We start from the raw sequence: 19,087 nt of genomic DNA on the forward strand, positions 1-19,087 counted from the left end.
CGGCATCGGCGGCGATGGCGGCCGCGTCGGCTGCGGCATCCGCGGCGGTCTCGGCGGCGGCCTGATTGTCCGCGTCGGAATCCGAGGGCGCCTCGTCCGCCCGCTGCGCGGCGTCGCCCGCCGCCTCGGCCGCATCCTCGGCCAGCCGCGCGGCTGCGCCGGCATCGGTCTGCGGGACATCGGTCTCGGCAGGCGTTTCGGCGGGCATCTCAGTAGGCATCTCGGTGGGCGTTTCGACGGGGGCAGGGGCCTCGGCCACGAACTCGGTCTGGTCGTCGGTGCCCCGCAGGGCCATCCATCCCCCTCCGGCCGCCAGCAGAAGAATCACGACGATCGGCAAAAGCTTGGACATGCGGCACCTGGGAACTGGGATCTAGGCTCTTCTATGGCACAGCCCTTCGGGTCAGAAAACCCGCCGCAAGGCCGCCACGACCCCCGATCCGGCCGCCGATGGTCGATTTGCGGCCCAATGCGATCAATTCCGGTTGAAACATGGCGCGCGGGGCCTTATTTTCCTGCCACTTGCGCATTGGCCATTAAAGGAGCACCGCCATAGCCCGTCGCCCGCATAACGCACCGCCCACCCGTGACACCGGCCCCCGGACGAACGAACGCATCCGCGTGTCGGAAATCCGCCTGATCGGCCCCGAGGGAGAGAATATCGGCGTCGTGCCGCCCTCGGTCGGTCTGCAGATGGCCCAGGATGCCGGTCTGGATCTGGTCGAGATTTCGCCGAACGCGGCCCCTCCGGTCTGCAAGGTCATGGACCTCGGCAAGTACAAGTACGAGATGCAGAAGCGCGAGGCCGAGGCCCGCAAGAAGCAGAAGGTCATCGAGGTCAAGGAGATCAAGTTCCGTCCCGGGACCGACATCCACGACTATGACGTCAAGATGCGCAGCGTGATGAAGTTCCTGGAAGGCGGCGACAAGGTCAAGGTGACCCTGCGCTTCCGCGGCCGCGAGATGGCCCACCAGGATCTGGGGCTTGAGCTGCTGCACCGCGTGCGCGACGATGTGGGCGAGGCCGGCAAGGTGGAAACCATGCCCAAGCTGGAAGGCCGCCAGATGGTCATGATGATCGCGCCGAAATAGGCCTGCGACATATGCGACATCTTCAGGGCCGCGCGGGCATTGCCGCGCGGCCTTTTGCATGGCTAGGGTGGCGCATGAGTGACGCACCCCAGATCCGCCTGATGCGCCTGCCCGAGGGCGATCCCGCCATTCCCCTGCCGCATTACCAGACGCCCGGCGCGGCGGGTGCCGATCTGTGCGCGAACCTGGCCCCGGCTGACCGGGCCGCCGGGATCACGCTGCCGCCCCTGGGGCGCACGCTGATCCCCACCGGACTGGCGCTGGCCATCCCCGAGGGGTGGGAGGTGCAGATCCGCCCCCGCTCGGGTCTGGCGCTGAAGCATGGCATCACCCTGCCCAATGCGCCCGGCACCATCGACAGCGACTATCGCGGCCCGCTCGGGGTGATCCTGCTCAATCTGGGCGATGCGCCCTATACGGTCGGCCATGGCGACCGGATCGCGCAGATGGTCGTGGCCCCGGCCCCGCAAGCCCGCTTCGCGCTGGTCGATGCGCTGGAGGAGACGGCGCGCGGGCAGGGCGGCTTCGGCTCGACCGGGATGGGGGGGCTCTGATGCTGGGCGTCTTCCTGATCGTGATGCTGCTGATCCTGGGCCGCGTGCTGGCCCTGCCGCGGCAGGTGGTGCTGCTGATGATCGGCCTGCTGTGGGTGGGCATGCTGTCGCTGCAGGTGGCGGCGCCGGGCAGCGGGGCTGCGGCGGCGGTGGGCGGATCGGCGGCGGGCTGGCTGGTGCTGGGCGCCATGGTGGGTCTGGTCATCGCCTATCGCGGCCTTCTGCGCCGGTTGCGCGCCCGCGCCACGCCCGATCCCGTGCCGGTCACCCGCGACGCGGGCCTGTCGGGCGCGGAACTGGACCGATACGCCCGCCATCTGGTCCTGCGCCAGATCGGCGGGGCGGGGCAGATGCGGCTGAAGGCCGCGCGGGTGCTGGTGGTCGGCGCGGGGGGGCTGGGCTCGCCCCTGTGCCTCTATCTGGCGGCGGCGGGGGTCGGGCGGATCACCCTGGCCGATGACGACACGGTCGGCCTGTCCAACCTGCAGCGGCAGGTGATCTTCCGCAACGACCTGCGCGGCGAGCCCAAGGCCTATGCCGCGGCGCAGGCGATGTTGGCCCTGAACCCGCATCTGGACATCACCCCCCTGACGCGGCGCATCACCGAAGGCGATGGCGCGCTGATCGCCGACCACGATCTGGTCATCGACGGCACCGACAGCTTCGCCACCCGCGCCGCCATCAACCGCGCCTGCGTGGCGGCGGGCGTGCCGCTGCTCTGGGGTGCCATCGGGCAATGGGACGGGCAGGTGACCCTGTCCGATCCCGCGCGGGGCGGCCCCTGCATCGCCTGCCTCTTTCCCAAGGCCCCCGAGCATGACGCGCCCTGCGCCGAGGCGGGCGTCGTCGGTGCCCTGCCCGGGGTCATCGGCAGCCTGATGGCGCTGGAGGCGATCAAGCACCTGACCGGCGCGGGGCAGGGGCTGCGGGGCCGGATGATCCTGTTCGACGGGCTCTATGGAGAGACGCGGACGATCGGCACTGCGCCCGACCCCGCCTGCCCGGTCTGCGGGGGGCAATCGGCTCTGGCCGGGGCGGCGGCGCGTATCTAGGGTGGCGCCAACAGACAGGAGGTCTCATGAACCCGCAACTGACCCGCTGGACCGGCCCCGAGGGGCTGCCGCGCTTCGATCTGATCGCCGACACCGATTTCGCCCCGGCCTTCGACCGCGAACTGGCCGCGTCGCAGGCCGCGCATGAGGCGATCGCCGCCAATCCCGACGCGCCCAATTTCGCCAACACCATCGCCGCGATGGAGCTGGCCGACGAGGGGCTGAACCGCGTGTTGTCGGTCTTCTACACCCTCGCGGGCGTCGATTCGAACGCGGCGCGGCAGGCGCTGCAGCGCGATTTCGCGCCGCGCCTGGCCGATCACGGCAGCCGCATCAGCATGGACCCCCGTCTTTACGCCCGGGTCAATGCGGTGGCGCAGACCGCCTCGACCCTGCCGCCCGAGGATGCGCGGATCACCGAGCTGGCGCTGCGCGACCTGACGCGGGCGGGGGCCGGGCTGGACGAGGCCGGGCGCGCCCGGATGACCGCGATCCGCGCCCGGCTGGCGGTCCTGACCACCCAGTTCACCCAGAACGTGCTGGAGGATGAGCGCGACTACATCCTGCCCATTCCCGACGACCGGCTGGAGGGCCTGCCGGGCTGGCTGCTGCGCGCCATGCGGGCGGCGGCGAAGGAACGCGGGCTGACCGGCCAGATCGTGACGCTGAACCGCTCGCTGATCGTGCCCTTCCTGGAGCATGCGGGCGACAGGGCGCTGCGCGAGACCGCCTTCCGCGCCTGGACCGCGCGCGGCTCGGGCAATGGCGCGGGCGGGCAGGCGACCGACAACCTGCCGGTCCTGCACGAGATCCTGGCCCTGCGCCATGAGCGCGCGCAGCTGCTGGGCTTTGCCGATTTCGCCTCGTGGAAGCTGGACACCCAGATGGCCGCCACGCCCGAACGGGTCGAGGCGCTGCTGTCCGAGGTCTGGACCGCCGCCCGTGCCCGCGCCGCTGCCGATGAGGCCCGGCTGACCGAGATGCTGCGCGCGGACGGCGTCAACGGCCCGCTGGAGGCCTGGGACTGGCGCCTCTACGCCGCCCGGCTGCGCCAGCAGGATCACGATGTCGATGCCGATCAGGTCGCGCCCTATCTGACGCTGGACGCGATGCTGGGCGCGGTCTTCGACGTGGCGCAGCGCCTCTTCGGGCTGGAGTTCCAGCCGCTGCAGGCGCCCATGTGGTCGCCCGATGTGCGGGCCTGGCGAGTGACGCGGGACGGCCGGTTGATGGCGGTCTTCGTGGGCGACTATTTCGCGCGACCCTCCAAGCGGTCGGGGGCCTGGTGTTCGTCGCTGCAGGTCCAGCACAAGCTGGGCGAGGGGCAGCGGCCCATCGTCGTCAATGTCTGCAACTTCACCCCGCCCGAGGACGCCGGCGCGCCTGCCTTCCTGTCCTGGGACGATGCGCGGACGCTGTTTCACGAGTTCGGCCATGCCACGCATCACATCCTGTCCGACGTGACCTGGCCCTCGATCTCGGGGACCTCGGTGGCGCAGGACTTCGTGGAACTGCCCAGCCAGCTCTATGAGCACTGGCTGGAGCAGCCCGCCGTGCTGGACGCCCATGCCCGCCACCACGAGACGGGCGAGGTGCTGCCCGCCGATCTGCGCGACCGCCTGCTGGCAGCGGGCAAGGCCGGGGCGGGGTTCTCGACGGTGGAATACCTAGAGAGCGCGCTGGTCGATCTGGCCTTCCATCGCGGCGCGCCGCCCGAGGATGCGATGGCCCGGCAGGCCGAGATCCTGACCGCCCTGGACGGGCCGCGGGCGATCCCGATGCGCCATGCCACGCCGCATTTCGCCCATGTCTTCGCGGGCGACAGCTATGCCAGCGGATACTACAGCTACATGTGGTCCGAGGTCATGGATGCGGACGCCTTCGCGGCCTTCGAGGAGACGGGCGACATCTTCGATCCCGCCACCGCGCGGCGGCTGGAGGAGACGATCCTGTCGCGCGGCGGATCGGCCCCGGCGGACGAGCTGTGGATGGCGTTCCGCCAGCGCATGCCGGGGGTGGATGCGCTGCTGAAGGGGCGCGGGCTGGTCTGAGGCGCCCGAGAGGGGGCTCTGCCCCCGCGCCTGCGGCGCCCCCCCGGGATATTTTCGGACCGTCGCAGAAGGTGAGAGTCAGTCGCGGATCTCTGCGGCGTCGACGCCCCAGATGGTGGCCTTGGGCACCCAGCCCCGCTGGCCGCCGCCCGAGACGCGGCACCACTCGGGGTCGCATTCGTTCAGGCGCAGGATGGCCCCGGCCTCGGCCCGGGCCACGATGTCGGCATCCGGGTTGGGGCGGGTGCGCAGCTCCAGCATGTCCTGGGTCACCAGCGCGGTGCGCACGCCGGACAGCAGCGCGTAATGGATCCAGCCGCCAGTGCCGTCGCGATCCTCGACCCGGCGCCAATGGCCGAATTCGGCCACCACGCGCAGCGGCATGCCGGCATGGCGGAACACCCAATCGATGCGGTGCGACAGGCTGGGGCCGCGCCGGGCATTGCCCTCGTTTCCCTTGAGGCTGACATAGCGGGGCAGGGGCAGGTTGGTCACCGGGCCGCGCTGACCGGCCACGGTCTGCGCCTGCTGGGCCGGGGTCTGCGCCGCGACGGGCGTCGCCATGCCCCATGCCCCGATGATCCCCGCCAGCGCGAGTGCCACCGCTGCGCCTGTCCTGCCTGGCCGTGCCGTCATGCCCTGTCCGTCCCTGTCCTGCGCGGGCCACCCTGGCCCCGGATGGGGCGGCGGTCCTCTGGGGACTTGTGCCGGCCCCTCAACGCGGGCAGTTTGCCAAATGCGGCCCCCGATGGAAAGGGCGGGCCGACATGCCTGTCCGACCGCGTGCAACACAGTGAGGTGACCATGCCCGCCAGCCCCATGTCCGATCGTCGCAAGCTGCGCGTGGCCGTCACCCGGCGCCTGCCCGACGCGGTCGAGACCCGCATGTCCGAGCTGTTCGACATCGTGCTGCGCAATGACGACCGCAAGCTGGGTCAGGACGAGCTGGTGGCGCTGATGGAGGGGGTGGACGTGCTGGTGCCCACCGTCACCGACCAGATCACCGCCGCCATGCTGGCGCGTGCGGGTGAGCGGCTGAAGCTGATCGCCAATTTCGGCGCGGGCGTGGATCATATCGACGTGCTCTCGGCGCGGCAGCGCGGCGTGCTGGTCAGCAATACGCCGGGCGTGGTGACCGAGGACACCGCCGACATGGTGCTGGCGCTGATCCTGGCGGTGACGCGCAAGATCCCCGAGGGGCTGGCCGAGATGCAGGCCGGGCGCTGGCAGGGCTGGTCGCCCACCGCGCATCTGGGCGGGCGCGTGGGGGGGCGGCGGCTCGGCATCCTGGGCATGGGCCGGATCGGGCAGGCGGTCGCGCGCCGGGCCAATGTCTTTGGCATGCAGGTTCATTACCACAACCGCAAGCGCCTGCGCCCCGAGATCGAGGAGGCGCTGCAGGCCACCTGGTGGGAAAGCCTGGACCAGATGCTGGCGCGCATGGACATCGTCAGCGTGAACGCGCCGCACACGCCCTCGACCTTCCACCTGCTGAACGCGCGGCGGCTGAAGCTGATGAAGCCCTCGGCGGTGATCGTGAACACCTCGCGCGGGGAGGTCATCGACGAGAACGCCCTGACCCGGATGCTGCGGGCGGGCGAGATCGCGGGCGCGGGGCTGGACGTGTTCGAGCATGGGCACGAGATCAATCCCCGGCTGCGCGAGCTGCCCAACGTGGTCCTGCTGCCGCATATGGGCAGCGCCACGGTCGAGGGCCGCGCCGAGATGGGCGAGAAGGTCATCATCAACATCAAGACCTTCGCGGATGGTCACCGGCCGCCCGATCTGGTCGTGCCGTCGATGCTGTAGGAATTCAGGGACATGACGGATGGACGCGCGCGCTGGGCGGTTTCGGCCCTGTTCTTCGCCAATGGGCTGCTGGTGGGCAGCTGGGCGCCCAAGATCCCGGTGCTGATGGCGCGATTGGGAATCACCGAGGCGATGGCCGGGCTGATCGTGCTGGGGCTGGGGGCGGGGTCGCTCTGCGTGATGCCGATCTTTGGCGCGATGGTGGCGCGGGCGGGATCGGCGCGGGCGGTGCGGGTTGCGGCCTCGGCGGCCTGCAGCTCGCTCGTCTGGATGTCGGTGATGCCGGGATACTGGTCGGTCGCGGCGGCGGTGTTCCTGTTCGGGGGCGTGATCGGCGGCATGGATGTCGCGATGAATGCCAATGCGGTCGCGGTCGAACGGCACCGAAAGCGGGCGATCATGTCGTCCTGCCACGGCTTCTGGAGCCTGGGCGGGTTGGCCGGGGCGGGGGCGGGCGGCGCGCTGATCCTGCAATTCGGTGAAGTATTTCATGCGGTTATCGTGACCATGGCGGTGGCCGGGGTGCTGGTGCTGGCCCTGCCGCGCCTGCTGGAGGATCGCCCGGCGCCGGAGGCCGAGAAGGTGCCGCTGCGCCTGCCGCGCACGCCCTTGCCCTATCTGATCGGGCTGATGGCGCTGACTGCGATGATCCCCGAAGGCGCGATCCTCGACTGGGCCGCCGTCTATCTGCAGCGCGAGATGGGCGCCTCGCTGGCGGTGGCGGGCTGGGGCTTTGCGGCCTGCGCGGGCACCATGGCGGTGATGCGGTTCCTGGGCGACGGCTTGCGGCGGCGCTTCGGGGCGGTGGCGACGCTGCGCGCCAGCGCCGGCGCGGCCATGGCGGGGCTGGCGCTGGCGGGGCTGTCGGATGCGCCCGGCCCAGCAATCGCTGGCTTTGCGCTGGCCGGGATCGGCATTGCCAACATGGTGCCCATCGCCTTCTCGGCGGCCGGGAACGTGCCTGGACTGGCCGCCGGGATGGGCCTGTCGGTGGTCACGATGATGGGCTATTCCGGCATCCTTCTGGCGCCGGGCAGCATCGGCTTTCTGGCCGAATATGTCAGCTTCGGCAGCATCTATCTGGGGCTGGCGGTTCTGCTGCTGGTGCCGGTGCTGCTGTCGCCCTTGGCGCGGACGGCGGATTTCGAAAAGGGCTGAGGTCCGGCGCAACGGCTGCGGGCGTTGCTTTGGCGGTGCGCGCAACAGCCGTGGCCCGGGCGGCACGGATCGGCCAGTGATTGCTGGAGTTTGCATCGCACCGGGGATGCACCGGGGCGGCACCGCCTGTGCACAGGGCGTACACCGGGTGCGGGCGTTGCGGGACCGTCAGGAACGGCGCCCGGGTCAGCGGTAGAGGTTGTCGGGGCCCGGGAAGCTGCGGTCGCGGACGGCCTGCGCATAGGCGGCGATGGCCTCATCGGTGCGGGGGCCCAGATCGCCGAATTTCTGCACGAAGCGCGGCACGCGGCCCGACAGGCCCAGCATGTCGTCCAGGACCAGGATCTGGCCGTCGCAGCAGGCGGAGGCGCCGATGCCGATGGTCGGGATGGCGACGGCCTCGGTCAGCCGGTCGGCCAGTGCCTCGGTCACGCCTTCGATGACGACCGAGAAGGCGCCGGCCTCGGCCACCGCCTGGGCATCGGCCAGATGGGCGGGCCAGGTGGCCTGATCGCGGCCCTGCGTCCTGAAGCCGCCCAGCGTGTTGGTCGATTGGGGCGTCAGGCCGATATGGGCCATGACCGGGATGCCGCGATCGGTCAGGAAGCGGATGCTGGGGGCCATGCGGGCGCCCCCCTCCAGCTTGACCGCGCCGGCGCCGGTCTCGGCCATCACCCGGGCGGCGTTGCGGAAGGCCTGCTCGGGGCTTTCCTCGTAGCTGCCGAAGGGCATGTCGATGACGACCAGCGCGCGGGCGCTGCCGCGCATGACCGCCTGCCCGTGCAGGATCATCATCTCCAAGGTGACGCCGAGGGTCGAGGGCAGGCCGTGGACGACCATGCCAAGGCTGTCGCCGACCAGGATCACCTCGGCATGGGGATCGACCGCGGCGGCCATGGGCGCGCTGTAGGCGGTCAGCGCGACGATGGGCGTGTCGCCCTTGCGGGCGGCGATCTGGGGGGCGGTGATGCGGCGGATGGTTGCATGGGTGGACATGGGCATTCCCTATGGATGGGCGACGCGCTGGTCGATCAGCAGCACCTCGCCGAAGCGGACGGCCAGCAGGATCACCACGGGGCGGTCCAGCGTGGCGACGCGCGACAGGTCGCCCGCGTCGCGGATGTCGATGGAGCGGATCTGGCCCCGGGGCTCGGCCGCCAGCAGCGTGCGGATCGCGCGGCGCAGGGCGGCGGGCGTCGTGCCTTGGGCGACCATCGCCTGCGCCCGGTCCAGGGCGCGGGCCAGCACGGGGGCGGCCACGCGATCCTCGGGCGAAAGGCGCTGGTTGCGCGAGGACAGCGCCAGCCCGTCGGCATCGCGCACGGTGGGTCCGGCCAGGACCTGCACGGGGATGTCCAGATCCGCGACCATCTGCCGGATCAGGGTCAGCTGCTGATAGTCCTTTTCCCCGAAGACCGCCGCCTGCGGCTGGATGATGTTGAAGAGCTTGGTCACCACCGTCGCCACGCCGCGGAAATGGCCGGGCCGCAGCCGCCCCATCAGCATGCGCCCCAGGCCCGTGACCTCGACCTGGGTCTGCGCGCCGGGGCGGTAGATGTCGGCGACCTGCGGCAGGAAGACCGCGTCGCAGCCCGCGCCCGCCAGCAGGTCCAGATCCTGCGCCTCGGACCGGGGGTATTTGTCCAGATCCTCGGATGCGCCGAATTGCGTGGGGTTGACGAAGATCGAGGTGACGACCCGGCCGCCGCCCTGCGCCTCCAGCCAGTCGCGGGCGCGGGTGACCAGCGACAGATGGCCCGGATGCAGCGCGCCCATGGTGGGGACCAGCGCCACGCGGCCAGCGTCTTGGCGCCAGTCGCGCATGGCCTGCGTGCTGCGGCAGATCTGCATGAGGGCCCCCCTGGAAACGTGGCGCAACCTAGCGGCGGGGCCGGGCATGGGCAAGGCCATGTCGTTTTTCGCCCGCATGTGTCGGGCGCCTTGGACGCCACGTCGCAAGGATGGGGCATCACAGGGAAAATCGGTCCAGATGAGGTCACGGGATGAAGTCGCAGGTGAAGGTTCTTGTCGTCGGAGGCGGCGCCGTGGGCTGCGGGATCGCGCTGCATCTGGCCCGCGCGGGCTGGGAGACGCTGCTGGTCGAGCGCGACGAGCTGACCGCCGGGTCCACCTGGCATGCGGCGGGGCTGCTGCCCCTGTTCAACATGGGTTATGCGACCAGCCATATCCACGATTACTCGGTCAGGCTTTATGCGGGGCTGGAGGCCGAGACGGGGCTGAACGCGGGCTTCACCCGCTGCGGCAACCTGCGGATGGCGCAGACGGACGAACGGATGGACGAATACATGCTGTATTCCGCCACCGCCGAGACGGTGGGGATCGAGCATCAGTTCCTGACCCCCGCCCAGATTCGCGACCGCTGGCCCTTGGTGCGGACCGAGGATCTGAAGGGCGCGCTGTTCCATCCGACCGACGGCTATATCAACCCCGCCGACGTGACCCAGGCCATGGCCAAGGGCGCGCGCATGGCGGGATGCAGCATCGAGCGCAAGATCCAGGTGAACGGCTATCGCTGGACCGGGTCCGACTGGGTCGTGACGGTCGAGCGGATGGTCGAGAAGGGCGGCAACCTGATCCCCTCGGGCGAGGTCTTCGAGATCCGCGCCGAGCATGTGGTGACCGCGACGGGCAACCATGCGCAGCGCACGGCGCGGCTGCTGGGCATCCGCATCCCCGCGATCCCGGTCGAGCACCAGTTCATCGTGACCGAGCCGGACCCCGCGCTGATGCGCTGGCGGGCCGAGGGCAATCCCGAGCATCCGGTGCTGCGCGACGCGGACGCCAAGTGGTATCTGCGCGAGGAGCGGGGCGGCTGGATCCTGGGCCCCTATGAGAAGGGCGCCCCGGCGCGCTTCCCCTATGGCGTGCCCGACAGCTTCCGCGCCGATCTGTTCCCCCTGGATCTGGAGCGGATCGAGGAGGAGTACATGGCGATGATCCACCGCATCCCGACCAGCGAAACGGTGGGGCTCAAGGACGATTTCAACGGGCCGATCTGCTACACGCCGGACGGGAACCCTCTGGTCGGGCCCGCGCCGGGCCTGCGCAACATGTGGCTGGCCGAGGGGTTCAGCTTCGGCATCACCGCCGCCGGGGGGGTGGGGCATTATCTGGCGCAGATGATGGTCGAGGGCGAGGCCGAGATCGACATGGCGTCTTTGGACCCGCGCCGGTTCGGGGACTGGATGACCACCGAATATGCGGTGAAGAAGAACGAGGAGGCCTATGAGAACGTCTTCGTGCTGCATCACCCGGATGAGGAGCGGGGGGCGGCGCGGCCGCTGCGGACCTCGCCCGCCTATGACCGGCAGGCGGCGCGGGGCGCGCAATTCGGGCAGGTGAACGGGTGGGAGCGGCCGAATTACTATGCGCCGATGGGGTTTGACGACCATGACAGCCGCAGCTTCCGGCGCGGCGGCTGGTGGCAATATGCCAAGGCCGAGGCCGAGGCGGTGCGGTCCACGGCAGGGCTGGTCGATGCGACGGCTTTCGCCAAGCATGTGGTGACCGGGCCGGGGGCGACGGCGTTCCTCGATTGGCTGACGACCAACAAACTGCCCAAGGTGGGGCGGATCAACCTGACCTATGCGCTGACCGAGGCGGGCACGGTGCGGACGGAATACACGATCGTGCGGCGGGGCGAGCAGGATTACTATCTGGTCTCGGCGGGGGCCTGGACGGATTACGACCGCGATCACCTGGTGAAATCGGCCGAGGATTTCATGGCCGCGGGCGGGGCCTTCGTGGCGGTGCAGGACGTGACGACGCAATGGGGCGTCTTCGCCATCGCCGGGCCGCAGTCGCGCGCGGTGCTGGCGCAGCTGGTCCGGGATGCCGAGCCGGAGACGGCCCTGTCCAACAAGCGCTTTCCCTGGCTGTCGATGCGGCGGATCGAGCTGGGCATGGTGCCGGTCATGGCCATCCGCGTCGCCTATACCGGCGAGCTGGGATGGGAGCTGCACCACCCGATCGAGATGCAGAACCACCTGTTCGACCGGCTGATGGAGGCGGGCGAGCCCCTGGGCCTGACGCTGGTCGGCGCGCGGGCTCAGAACTGGTTGCGCCAGGAGAAGTCCTATCGCGCCTTCGGGACCGAGCTTGGCCGCGATGCCACGCCGCTGGAGGCCGGGCTGGACCGCTTCGTGGACCTGTCGAAGGAGTTCCGGGGCAAGGCGGCGATGGAGGGCAAGGGGATCCGGTCGCTCTGCGTCACGCTGCGCATCGACGGGCCGGCGGATGCCGATCCCTGGGGGCGCGAGGGGCTGTTCCTGGACGGCGAGAAGGTCGGGCGGCTGACCTCGGGCGGGTATTCGGTGGCTTTCGGGCAGCAGATCGGCATGGGCTATGTCCGGCCCGACCTGGCGGTGCCGGGGACGAGGTTGCAGGTGCGGATGTTCCGCGCGCTGCATGACGCGGTGGTGACCGAGGACAGCCCGCATGATCCGCAGAATGCGCGGATCCGGGTCGATGGGTGAGGCCCTGGTCGGGCGGTGAGGGAGGAAGGGGGGCCTTGCGCCCCCCGTCGCGTGCCGCGACTCCCCCCGCAGGATATTTTTGCCAAGATGAATTGGGGGGCTGGAGATGGGGGGCAAATGCAAAAGGCCGGACCCTTGGGTCCGGCCTTTTTGTGTTGGAGCGGGCGAAGAGATTCGAACTCTCGACCCTAACCTTGGCAAGGTTATGCTCTACCCCTGAGCTACGCCCGCGCTCCGTACCTGTGGCATCCCGGTTGGACCGTTCCGCCTTCGGTGAGCGGTGATCTAAGGGAGGGCGCGCGGGGCTGCAAGGGAAAAAACGACCTAAGGCGTCATTTTTTCCCCGGCAGGCGGGGTCATTCGGCGGCGCGGATGCGGACGGGTTTCAGCATCGGGCCGAGATAGCGGCCCGTATGGCTGGCCTCGACCTGCGCCACGTCCTCGGGGGTGCCGGTGGCCACGATCACGCCGCCGCCATCGCCGCCCTCGGGGCCGATGTCGATGATCCAGTCGGCGGTCTTGATGACATCCAGATTGTGCTCGATGACGACGACCGTGTTGCCCTGATCGACCAGCTCGTGCAGCACCTCCAAGAGCTTGCGCACATCCTCGAAATGCAGGCCCGTGGTGGGCTCGTCGAGGATGTAGAGGGTGCGGCCGGTGGAGCGGCGCGAGAGTTCCTTGGACAGCTTGACGCGCTGCGCCTCGCCGCCCGACAGGGTCGTGGCCTGCTGGCCGACCTTGATATAGCCCAGCCCCACCTGCATCAGCGCGTCCATCTTTTCGCGGATGGGCGGGACGGCGGCGAAGAAGCCCTGCGCATCCTCGACCGTCATGTCCAGCACGTCGGCGATGGACTTGCCCTTGAACTGCACCTCGAGCGTCTCGCGGTTGTAGCGCTTGCCCTTGCAGGTCTCGCATTCGACATAGACGTCGGGCAGGAAATGCATCTCGATCTTGATGACGCCGTCGCCCTGGCAGGCCTCGCAGCGGCCGCCCTTGACGTTGAAGCTGAAGCGCCCGGGCTTGTAGCCGCGCGCCTTGGCCTCGGGCAGGCCCGCGAACCAGTCGCGGATGGGGGTGAAGGCGCCGGTATAGGTGGCGGGGTTCGACCGGGGCGTGCGGCCGATGGCGCGCTGGTCGATGTCGATGACCTTGTCGAGATGTTCGAGGCCGCGGATCGTCTCGCAGGGGGCCGGGGTCTGGCGGGCGCCGTTCAGGCGCAGCGAGGCGGTCTTGAACAGCGTCTCGATGGTCAGGGTCGACTTGCCGCCGCCCGAGACGCCGCTGATGCAGACGAACTTGCCCAAGGGAAACTCGGCGGTGACGTTCTTGAGGTTGTTGCCGGTGGCCTTGACCACGGTGACCTTCTTGCCGTTGCCCTTGCGGCGCTCCGCCGGCACCTCGATGGCGCGGGCGCCCGAGAGGTACTGGCCGGTCAGGCTGTCCGGATCGGCGGCGATCTGGTCGGGGGTGCCGTGGCTGACGACCGTGCCGCCATGCACGCCCGCGCCCGGGCCCATGTCGAAAACGTAGTCGGCGTGGCGGATCGCATCCTCGTCATGTTCCACGACCAGCACAGAATTGCCCTGATCGCGCAGGTTCATCAGCGTGGTCAGCAGGCGGTCGTTGTCGCGCTGGTGCAGGCCGATCGAGGGTTCGTCCAGCACGTAGAGGACCCCGGTCAGGCCCGAGCCGATCTGGGAGGCCAGACGGATGCGCTGGCTTTCGCCGCCAGAAAGGGTGCCCGCCGCGCGCGACAGGGTCAGGTAGTTCAGGCCCACATTGACGAGAAAGCCTAGACGCTCGCGGATCTCCTTGAGGATGGCGGCGGCGATCTCGGTCTTCTGCTTGGAGAGGTGGTTGGGAGCGTCCTGCACCCAGTCCAGCGCCTCCTGGATCGACAGCTGCACGACGCGGCCCACATGGTCGCCGGCGATCTTGACGGCCAGCGCCTCGGGTTTCAGGCGATAGCCGTTGCAGGCGCCGCAGGGGCGGTTGTTCTGGTAGCGCTCGAATTCCTCGCGGACCCAGTTCGAATCGGTCTCGCGCAACCGGCGTTCCATGTTGGGGATGACGCCCTCGAAGACGCGGGAGATTTCATAGACGCGTCCGGCATCGTCGAAGCGGAACTTGATCTCGTCCTTGCCCGAGCCGCGCAGAAACATCTGCTGGATGTTCTCGGGCAGGTCCTTCCACGGGGTCTTCTTGTCGAAGCCGTAGTGTTTCGCCAGCGCGTTGATGGTCTGGGTCAGGTAGGCGGACTTGGTCTTGGCCCAAGGGACGATGGCGCCCTTGTCGACGGACAGGGCGGCGTCTGGGACCACGAGGCGGTCGTCGAAGAACAGCTCGACCCCCAGGCCGTCGCAGACGGGGCAGGCGCCGAAGGGGGCGTTGAAGGAAAAGAGGCGCGGCTCGATCTCGGGGATGGTGAAGCCCGAGACGGGGCAGGCGAATTTCTCGGAAAAGGTCAGGCGTTCGGGCTCTTCCTCGCCCTCGGTGGCCAGCTCCAGATGGGCGATGCCATCGGCCAGGTTCAGGGCGGTGCGCAGACTGTCGGCCAGCCGCGTATCCAGCCCCTCGCGGACCACGATGCGGTCGACGACGATGTCGATGTTGTGGCGGAATTTCTTGTCGAGGGTGGGCGCCTCGTCCAGGTCGTGGAAGGTGCCGTTGATCTTGACGCGCTGGAAGCCCTGGCGCTTCAGCTCCATCAGCTCCTTCTTGTACTCGCCCTTGCGGTCGCGGACGATCGGGGCCAGCAGATAGGCGCGCGTGCCCTCGGGCAGGGCCATGACGCGGTCGACCATGTCCTGCACCTGCTGCGCCTCGATCGGCAGGCCGGTGGCTGGCGAATAGGGGGTGCCGGCGCGGGCGAACAGCAGGCGCAGGTAGTCGTAGATTTCCGTGACGGTGCCGACGGTCGAGCGGGGGTTCTTGGAGGTCGTCTTCTGCTCGATGCTGATCGCGGGCGAGAGGCCCGAGATGTGGTCCACGTCGGGCTTGCCCATCATGTCGAGGAACTGGCGCGCATAGGCCGACAGGCTTTCGACATAGCGGCGTTGCCCCTCGGCATAGACCGTGTCGAAAGCGAGGCTGGACTTGCCCGAGCCCGACAGGCCGGTGATCACCACCAGCTTGTCGCGCGGAATGTCCATGTCGACGTTCTTCAGGTTGTGTTCGCGCGCGCCGCGCACTTCGATGAACTTCTGTTCCATGCGTGCCCCTTTGACCGCTGCCACAGATAGGGACGCTTGGGCGAAAAGCAAGTTCCATTTGTGAACATACGCGGAACATGGCGGGTCTGCACCCAAGGTCGCGCGTGATCACGGGCACTTGCGCTGCACTGCGGCAGGGCTAGGATGCGGCAATCAGTCATAGGGGGACCCGCGCCATGTTCAAGAAAATCCTGATCGCGAACCGGGGCGAGATCGCCATCCGCGTCATGCGCGCGGCCAACGAGCTGGGCAAGAAGACGGTCGCCGTCTATGCCGAGGAGGACAAGCTGGGCCTGCACCGCTTCAAGGCGGACGAGGCCTATCGGATCGGCGAGGGGATGGGGCCGGTGGCGGCCTATCTGTCCATCCCCGAGATCATCCGCGTGGCCAAGCTGGCGGGCGCGGACGCGATCCATCCGGGCTATGGGCTGCTGTCCGAGAACCCCGATTTCGTGGATGCCTGTTTCGAGGCCGGGATCACCTTCATCGGGCCGCGTGCCGACACCATGCGCGCGCTCGGCGACAAGGCCAGCGCGCGGCGGGTGGCGATCCAGGCGGGTGTGCCGGTCATCCCGGCGACCGAGGTGCTGGGCGAGGATTTCGACGTCATCAAGGCTGAGGCGGCCGAGGTCGGCTATCCGCTGATGCTGAAGGCCTCCTGGGGCGGCGGCGGGCGCGGCATGCGGCCCATCAACAACGAAGGCGAGCTGATCGAGAAGGTCCGCGAGGGGCGCCGCGAGGCCGAGGCGGCCTTCGGCAATGGCGAGGGCTATCTGGAGAAGATGATCCTGCGCGCCCGCCATGTCGAGGTGCAGCTTCTGGGCGACACGCATGGGGGGCTCTATCACCTCTATGAACGCGACTGCACCGTGCAGCGCCGCAACCAGAAGGTCGTGGAACGCGCCCCCGCCCCCTATCTGACCGAGGACCAGCGGGCCGAGGTCTGCGCGCTGGCGCTGAAGATCGGCCAGGCGGTCGGATACCAGAATGCCGGGACCGTCGAGTTCCTGATGGATATGGACAACCAGCAGTTCTACTTCATCGAGGTAAACCCCCGCGTTCAGGTCGAGCATACCGTGACCGAGGAGGTCACCGGCATCGACATCGTGCAAAGCCAGATCAGGATCGCCGAGGGCGCCACCCTGGCCGAGGCCACGGGGCACGGCGCGCAGGCCGACATCACCCTGTCGGGCCATGCGCTGCAATGCCGGGTCACGACCGAGGATCCGCAGAACAACTTCATCCCCGATTACGGCCGCATCACCGCCTATCGCAGCGCGACCGGCATGGGCATCCGCCTGGACGGCGGCACGGCCTATTCCGGCGGCGTCATCACGCGGTATTACGATTCGCTGCTGGTCAAGGTGACGGCCTGGGCGCAGACCCCCGATCAGGCGATCAAGCGCATGGACCGGGCTTTGCGCGAGTTCCGCGTGCGGGGGGTCAGCACGAACATCGACTTCGTCATCAACCTGCTGAAGCACCCGGTGTTCCTCGACGACACCTATACGACCAAGTTCATCGACACGACGGACGACCTGTTCACCTTTGCCAAGCGGCAGGACCGGGCGACGCGCATCCTGACCTATCTGGCCGATATCAGCGTGAACGGGCATCCCGAGACGGCGGGGCGGCCTCTGCCGCCCGCGCAGGCGCGCGCGCCGATCCCTCCGGCCCCCAAGGGCGCGCCCGCGCCGGGCACGCGGCAGATGCTGGAAAGCCAAGGCGCGCAGGCGGTGGCCGACTGGATGGCGGCGCAGACGCAGCTGCTGATCACCGACACGACCATGCGCGACGGGCACCAGTCGCTGCTGGCGACGCGGATGCGGTCCATCGACATGATCCGCGTGGCACCCAGCTATGCCGCCAACCTGCCGCAGCTGTTCTCGGTGGAATGCTGGGGCGGGGCGACCTTCGACGTGGCGTACCGGTTCCTGCAGGAATGCCCGTGGCAGCGGCTGCGCGACATCCGCGCCAAGATGCCGAACCTGATGACGCAGATGCTGCTGCGGGCCTCGAACGGGGTGGGCTATACCAACTATCCCGACAATGTGGTGCAGTTCTTCGTGAAGCAGGCGGCCGAGACGGGCGTCGACGTGTTCCGCGTCTTCGACAGCCTGAACTGGGTCGAGAACATGCGCGTGGCCATGGATGCGGTGATCGAGAGCGGCAAGATCTGCGAGGGCACGGTCTGTTATACCGGCAACATGCTGGACCCCGACCGGGCCAAGTACGACCTGCAGTATTACGTGAAGACCGCGCAGGATCTGAAGGCCGCTGGCGCGCATGTGCTGGGGCTGAAGGACATGGCGGGGCTGTTGAAGCCGCCCGCCGCGCGCATCCTGATCAAGGCGCTGAAGGAGGAGGTGGGCCTGCCCATCCATTTCCACACCCATGACACCAGCGGCATGGGCGGGGCGACCATCCTGGCGGCGGCGGATGCGGGCGTCGATGCGGTCGATTGCGCGATGGATGCGCTGTCGGGCAATACCAGCCAGCCGACCCTTGGGTCGGTGGTCGAGGCGCTGGCGCAGACCGAGCGCGACACCGGCCTCGATATCGGCGCGGTGCGCGCGATCAGCAACTATTGGGAGCGGGTGCGCGAAAGCTATGCCGCCTTCGAATCGGGGCTGCAATCGCCCGCCTCCGAGGTCTATCTGCACGAGATGCCGGGCGGGCAGTTCACCAACCTGAAATCGCAGGCGCGCAGCATGGGGCTGGAGGATCGCTGGCACGAGGTGGCGCAGGCCTATGCCGACGTGAACCGCATGTTCGGCGACATCGTCAAGGTCACGCCGTCCTCGAAGGTGGTGGGGGACATGGCGCTGATGATGGTGTCGCAGAACCTGACGCCCGAGGATGTCATGAATCCCGAGCGCGACATGTCCTTCCCGGATTCGGTCGTGGACATGATGCGCGGCAATCTGGGCCAGCCTCCGGGCGGCTGGCCGCAGGCGATCCAGGCCAAGGTGCTGAAGGGCGAGGCCCCGATCACCGACCGCCCCGGCGCGCATCTGGAGCCGGTCGATCTGGAGCAGATCCGCGCCAAGCTGTCCGAGGAGCTGGACGGCAAGGCCATCGACGACGAGGATCTGAACGGATACCTGATGTATCCCAAGGTCTTCACCGATTACATGGCGCGGCACGAGACCTATGGCCCGGTGCGCACCCTGCCCACCCGCACTTTCTTCTACGGCATGGAGCCCGGCGACGAGATCAGCGTCGAGATCGACCCCGGCAAGACGCTGGAGATCCGCCTGCTGACCCTGGGCGAGACCGACGAGAAGGGCGAGATGAAGGTCTTCTTCGAGCTGAACGGCCAGCCCCGCCAGGTCCGCGTGCCCAACCGCAAGGCGACCGGCACGGCGGCGGCGCGGCCCAAGGCGGATCCGGCGAACCCCGGCCATGTCGGCGCGCCGATGCCGGGCGTCGTGGCCTCGGTCGCGGTGACGGCGGGCGCCAAGGTCTCGCAGGGCGACATGCTCCTGACCATCGAGGCGATGAAGATGGAGACCGGCCTGCATGCCGACCGCGACGGCACCATCACCGCCCTGCATGTCACCCCCGGCCAGCAGATCGACGCCAAGGACCTGCTGGTCGAGATCGGGTGAGGCGGGAGGTCGGGCCGGGGCACCTCCCCGGCCCGGGATGCCGACA

Annotated in this window: 12 protein-coding genes, 1 tRNA gene and 1 pseudogene; 8 read left to right on the forward strand and 6 right to left on the reverse strand. The window is 68.9% G+C overall.

What is annotated here, in order from left to right; all coding sequences use genetic code 11:
• Positions 1–352 (reverse strand): annotated as a pseudogene (locus FA743_RS16405) (hypothetical protein); the annotation flags it as partial.
• Positions 353–552: 200 nt separating this feature from the next.
• Between FA743_RS16405 and infC the strand changes: the two are divergent.
• The 4 genes from infC to FA743_RS16425 all read left to right on the forward strand — a co-directional run bounded on the left by infC (position 553) and on the right by FA743_RS16425 (position 4,749).
• On the forward strand, positions 553–1,092 hold the full coding sequence (gene infC / locus FA743_RS16410; protein ID WP_136887183.1) for a translation initiation factor IF-3: 540 nt from the start codon (positions 553–555) through the stop codon (positions 1,090–1,092).
• Positions 1,093–1,166: 74 nt separating this feature from the next.
• A complete protein-coding gene (dut, locus tag FA743_RS16415; RefSeq protein WP_136887184.1) occupies positions 1,167–1,646 on the forward strand; it encodes a dUTP diphosphatase in 480 nt (159 codons plus the stop codon).
• Complete coding sequence (locus tag FA743_RS16420; protein WP_136887185.1) at positions 1,646–2,698, forward strand: HesA/MoeB/ThiF family protein; 1,053 nt, start codon at positions 1,646–1,648, stop codon at positions 2,696–2,698. Before dut ends, FA743_RS16420 begins: the two co-directional genes overlap by 1 nt.
• A gap of 26 nt (positions 2,699–2,724) precedes the next feature.
• Complete coding sequence (locus FA743_RS16425; protein WP_136887186.1) at positions 2,725–4,749, forward strand: M3 family metallopeptidase; 2,025 nt, start codon at positions 2,725–2,727, stop codon at positions 4,747–4,749.
• Between the two features lie 78 nt (positions 4,750–4,827).
• Here the strand turns inward: FA743_RS16425 and FA743_RS16430 are convergent, their stop codons facing one another.
• Positions 4,828–5,313 carry an SH3 domain-containing protein gene (locus FA743_RS16430; protein WP_246055011.1) on the reverse strand — a complete coding sequence of 162 codons (486 nt, stop codon included), beginning with the start codon at positions 5,311–5,313 and terminating at the stop codon, positions 4,828–4,830.
• A gap of 240 nt (positions 5,314–5,553) precedes the next feature.
• Here FA743_RS16430 and FA743_RS16435 point away from each other — a divergent pair, with 240 nt between their 5' ends.
• On the forward strand, positions 5,554–6,558 hold the full coding sequence (locus FA743_RS16435; protein ID WP_136887220.1) for a 2-hydroxyacid dehydrogenase: 1,005 nt from the start codon (positions 5,554–5,556) through the stop codon (positions 6,556–6,558).
• A gap of 12 nt (positions 6,559–6,570) precedes the next feature.
• Positions 6,571–7,716, forward strand: coding sequence for an MFS transporter (locus FA743_RS16440; protein WP_136887188.1), 1,146 nt, complete (start codon positions 6,571–6,573; stop codon positions 7,714–7,716).
• 186 nt (positions 7,717–7,902) lie between these two features.
• Here the strand turns inward: FA743_RS16440 and panB are convergent, their stop codons facing one another.
• Positions 7,903–8,712: a 3-methyl-2-oxobutanoate hydroxymethyltransferase gene (panB, locus tag FA743_RS16445; protein ID WP_136887189.1), complete on the reverse strand. Its 810-nt coding sequence runs from the start codon at positions 8,710–8,712 to the stop codon at positions 7,903–7,905.
• A gap of 9 nt (positions 8,713–8,721) precedes the next feature.
• Positions 8,722–9,567, reverse strand: a complete 846-nt coding sequence (gene panC, locus FA743_RS16450; protein WP_136887190.1) for a pantoate--beta-alanine ligase — start codon at positions 9,565–9,567, stop codon at positions 8,722–8,724.
• Between the two features lie 152 nt (positions 9,568–9,719).
• On the opposite strand from panC, the gene FA743_RS16455 reads away from it, so the two are divergent.
• Positions 9,720–12,212 carry a GcvT family protein gene (locus FA743_RS16455; protein WP_136887191.1) on the forward strand — a complete coding sequence of 831 codons (2,493 nt, stop codon included), beginning with the start codon at positions 9,720–9,722 and terminating at the stop codon, positions 12,210–12,212.
• A gap of 156 nt (positions 12,213–12,368) precedes the next feature.
• Here FA743_RS16455 and FA743_RS16460 read toward each other — a convergent pair.
• Together FA743_RS16460 and uvrA are read right to left on the reverse strand one after the other, a co-directional pair.
• Positions 12,369–12,443: transfer RNA gene (locus tag FA743_RS16460), tRNA-Gly, on the reverse strand.
• 125 nt (positions 12,444–12,568) lie between these two features.
• Positions 12,569–15,430 (reverse strand): excinuclease ABC subunit UvrA, encoded by a 2,862-nt coding sequence (gene uvrA / locus FA743_RS16465; protein ID WP_136887192.1) that lies wholly within the window; start codon positions 15,428–15,430, stop codon positions 12,569–12,571.
• Positions 15,431–15,606: 176 nt separating this feature from the next.
• On the opposite strand from uvrA, the gene FA743_RS16470 reads away from it, so the two are divergent.
• Positions 15,607–19,041: a pyruvate carboxylase gene (locus FA743_RS16470; RefSeq protein WP_136887193.1), complete on the forward strand. Its 3,435-nt coding sequence runs from the start codon at positions 15,607–15,609 to the stop codon at positions 19,039–19,041.
• The last annotated feature ends 46 nt before the right edge of the window (positions 19,042–19,087 follow it).

It is taken from the genome of Paracoccus gahaiensis (genome assembly GCF_005048225.1).
Lineage (GTDB): Bacteria > Pseudomonadota > Alphaproteobacteria > Rhodobacterales > Rhodobacteraceae > Paracoccus > Paracoccus gahaiensis.

Bases quoted from the DNA above. Each gene is read 5' to 3' on its own strand.
- dut (WP_136887184.1), top strand. From the start codon at position 1,167: ATGAGTGACGCACCCCAGATCCGCCTGATGCGCCTGCCCGAGGGCGAT.
- FA743_RS16420 (WP_136887185.1), top strand. From the start codon at position 1,646: ATGCTGGGCGTCTTCCTGATCGTGATGCTGCTGATCCTGGGCCGCGTG.
- FA743_RS16425 (WP_136887186.1), top strand. From the start codon at position 2,725: ATGAACCCGCAACTGACCCGCTGGACCGGCCCCGAGGGGCTGCCGCGC.
- FA743_RS16430 (WP_246055011.1), bottom strand. From the start codon at position 5,313: ATGGCGACGCCCGTCGCGGCGCAGACCCCGGCCCAGCAGGCGCAGACC.
- FA743_RS16435 (WP_136887220.1), top strand. From the start codon at position 5,554: ATGCCCGCCAGCCCCATGTCCGATCGTCGCAAGCTGCGCGTGGCCGTC.
- FA743_RS16440 (WP_136887188.1), top strand. From the start codon at position 6,571: ATGACGGATGGACGCGCGCGCTGGGCGGTTTCGGCCCTGTTCTTCGCC.
- panB (WP_136887189.1), bottom strand. From the start codon at position 8,712: ATGTCCACCCATGCAACCATCCGCCGCATCACCGCCCCCCAGATCGCC.
- panC (WP_136887190.1), bottom strand. From the start codon at position 9,567: ATGCAGATCTGCCGCAGCACGCAGGCCATGCGCGACTGGCGCCAAGAC.
- FA743_RS16455 (WP_136887191.1), top strand. From the start codon at position 9,720: ATGAAGTCGCAGGTGAAGGTTCTTGTCGTCGGAGGCGGCGCCGTGGGC.
- uvrA (WP_136887192.1), bottom strand. From the start codon at position 15,430: ATGGAACAGAAGTTCATCGAAGTGCGCGGCGCGCGCGAACACAACCTG.
- FA743_RS16470 (WP_136887193.1), top strand. From the start codon at position 15,607: ATGTTCAAGAAAATCCTGATCGCGAACCGGGGCGAGATCGCCATCCGC.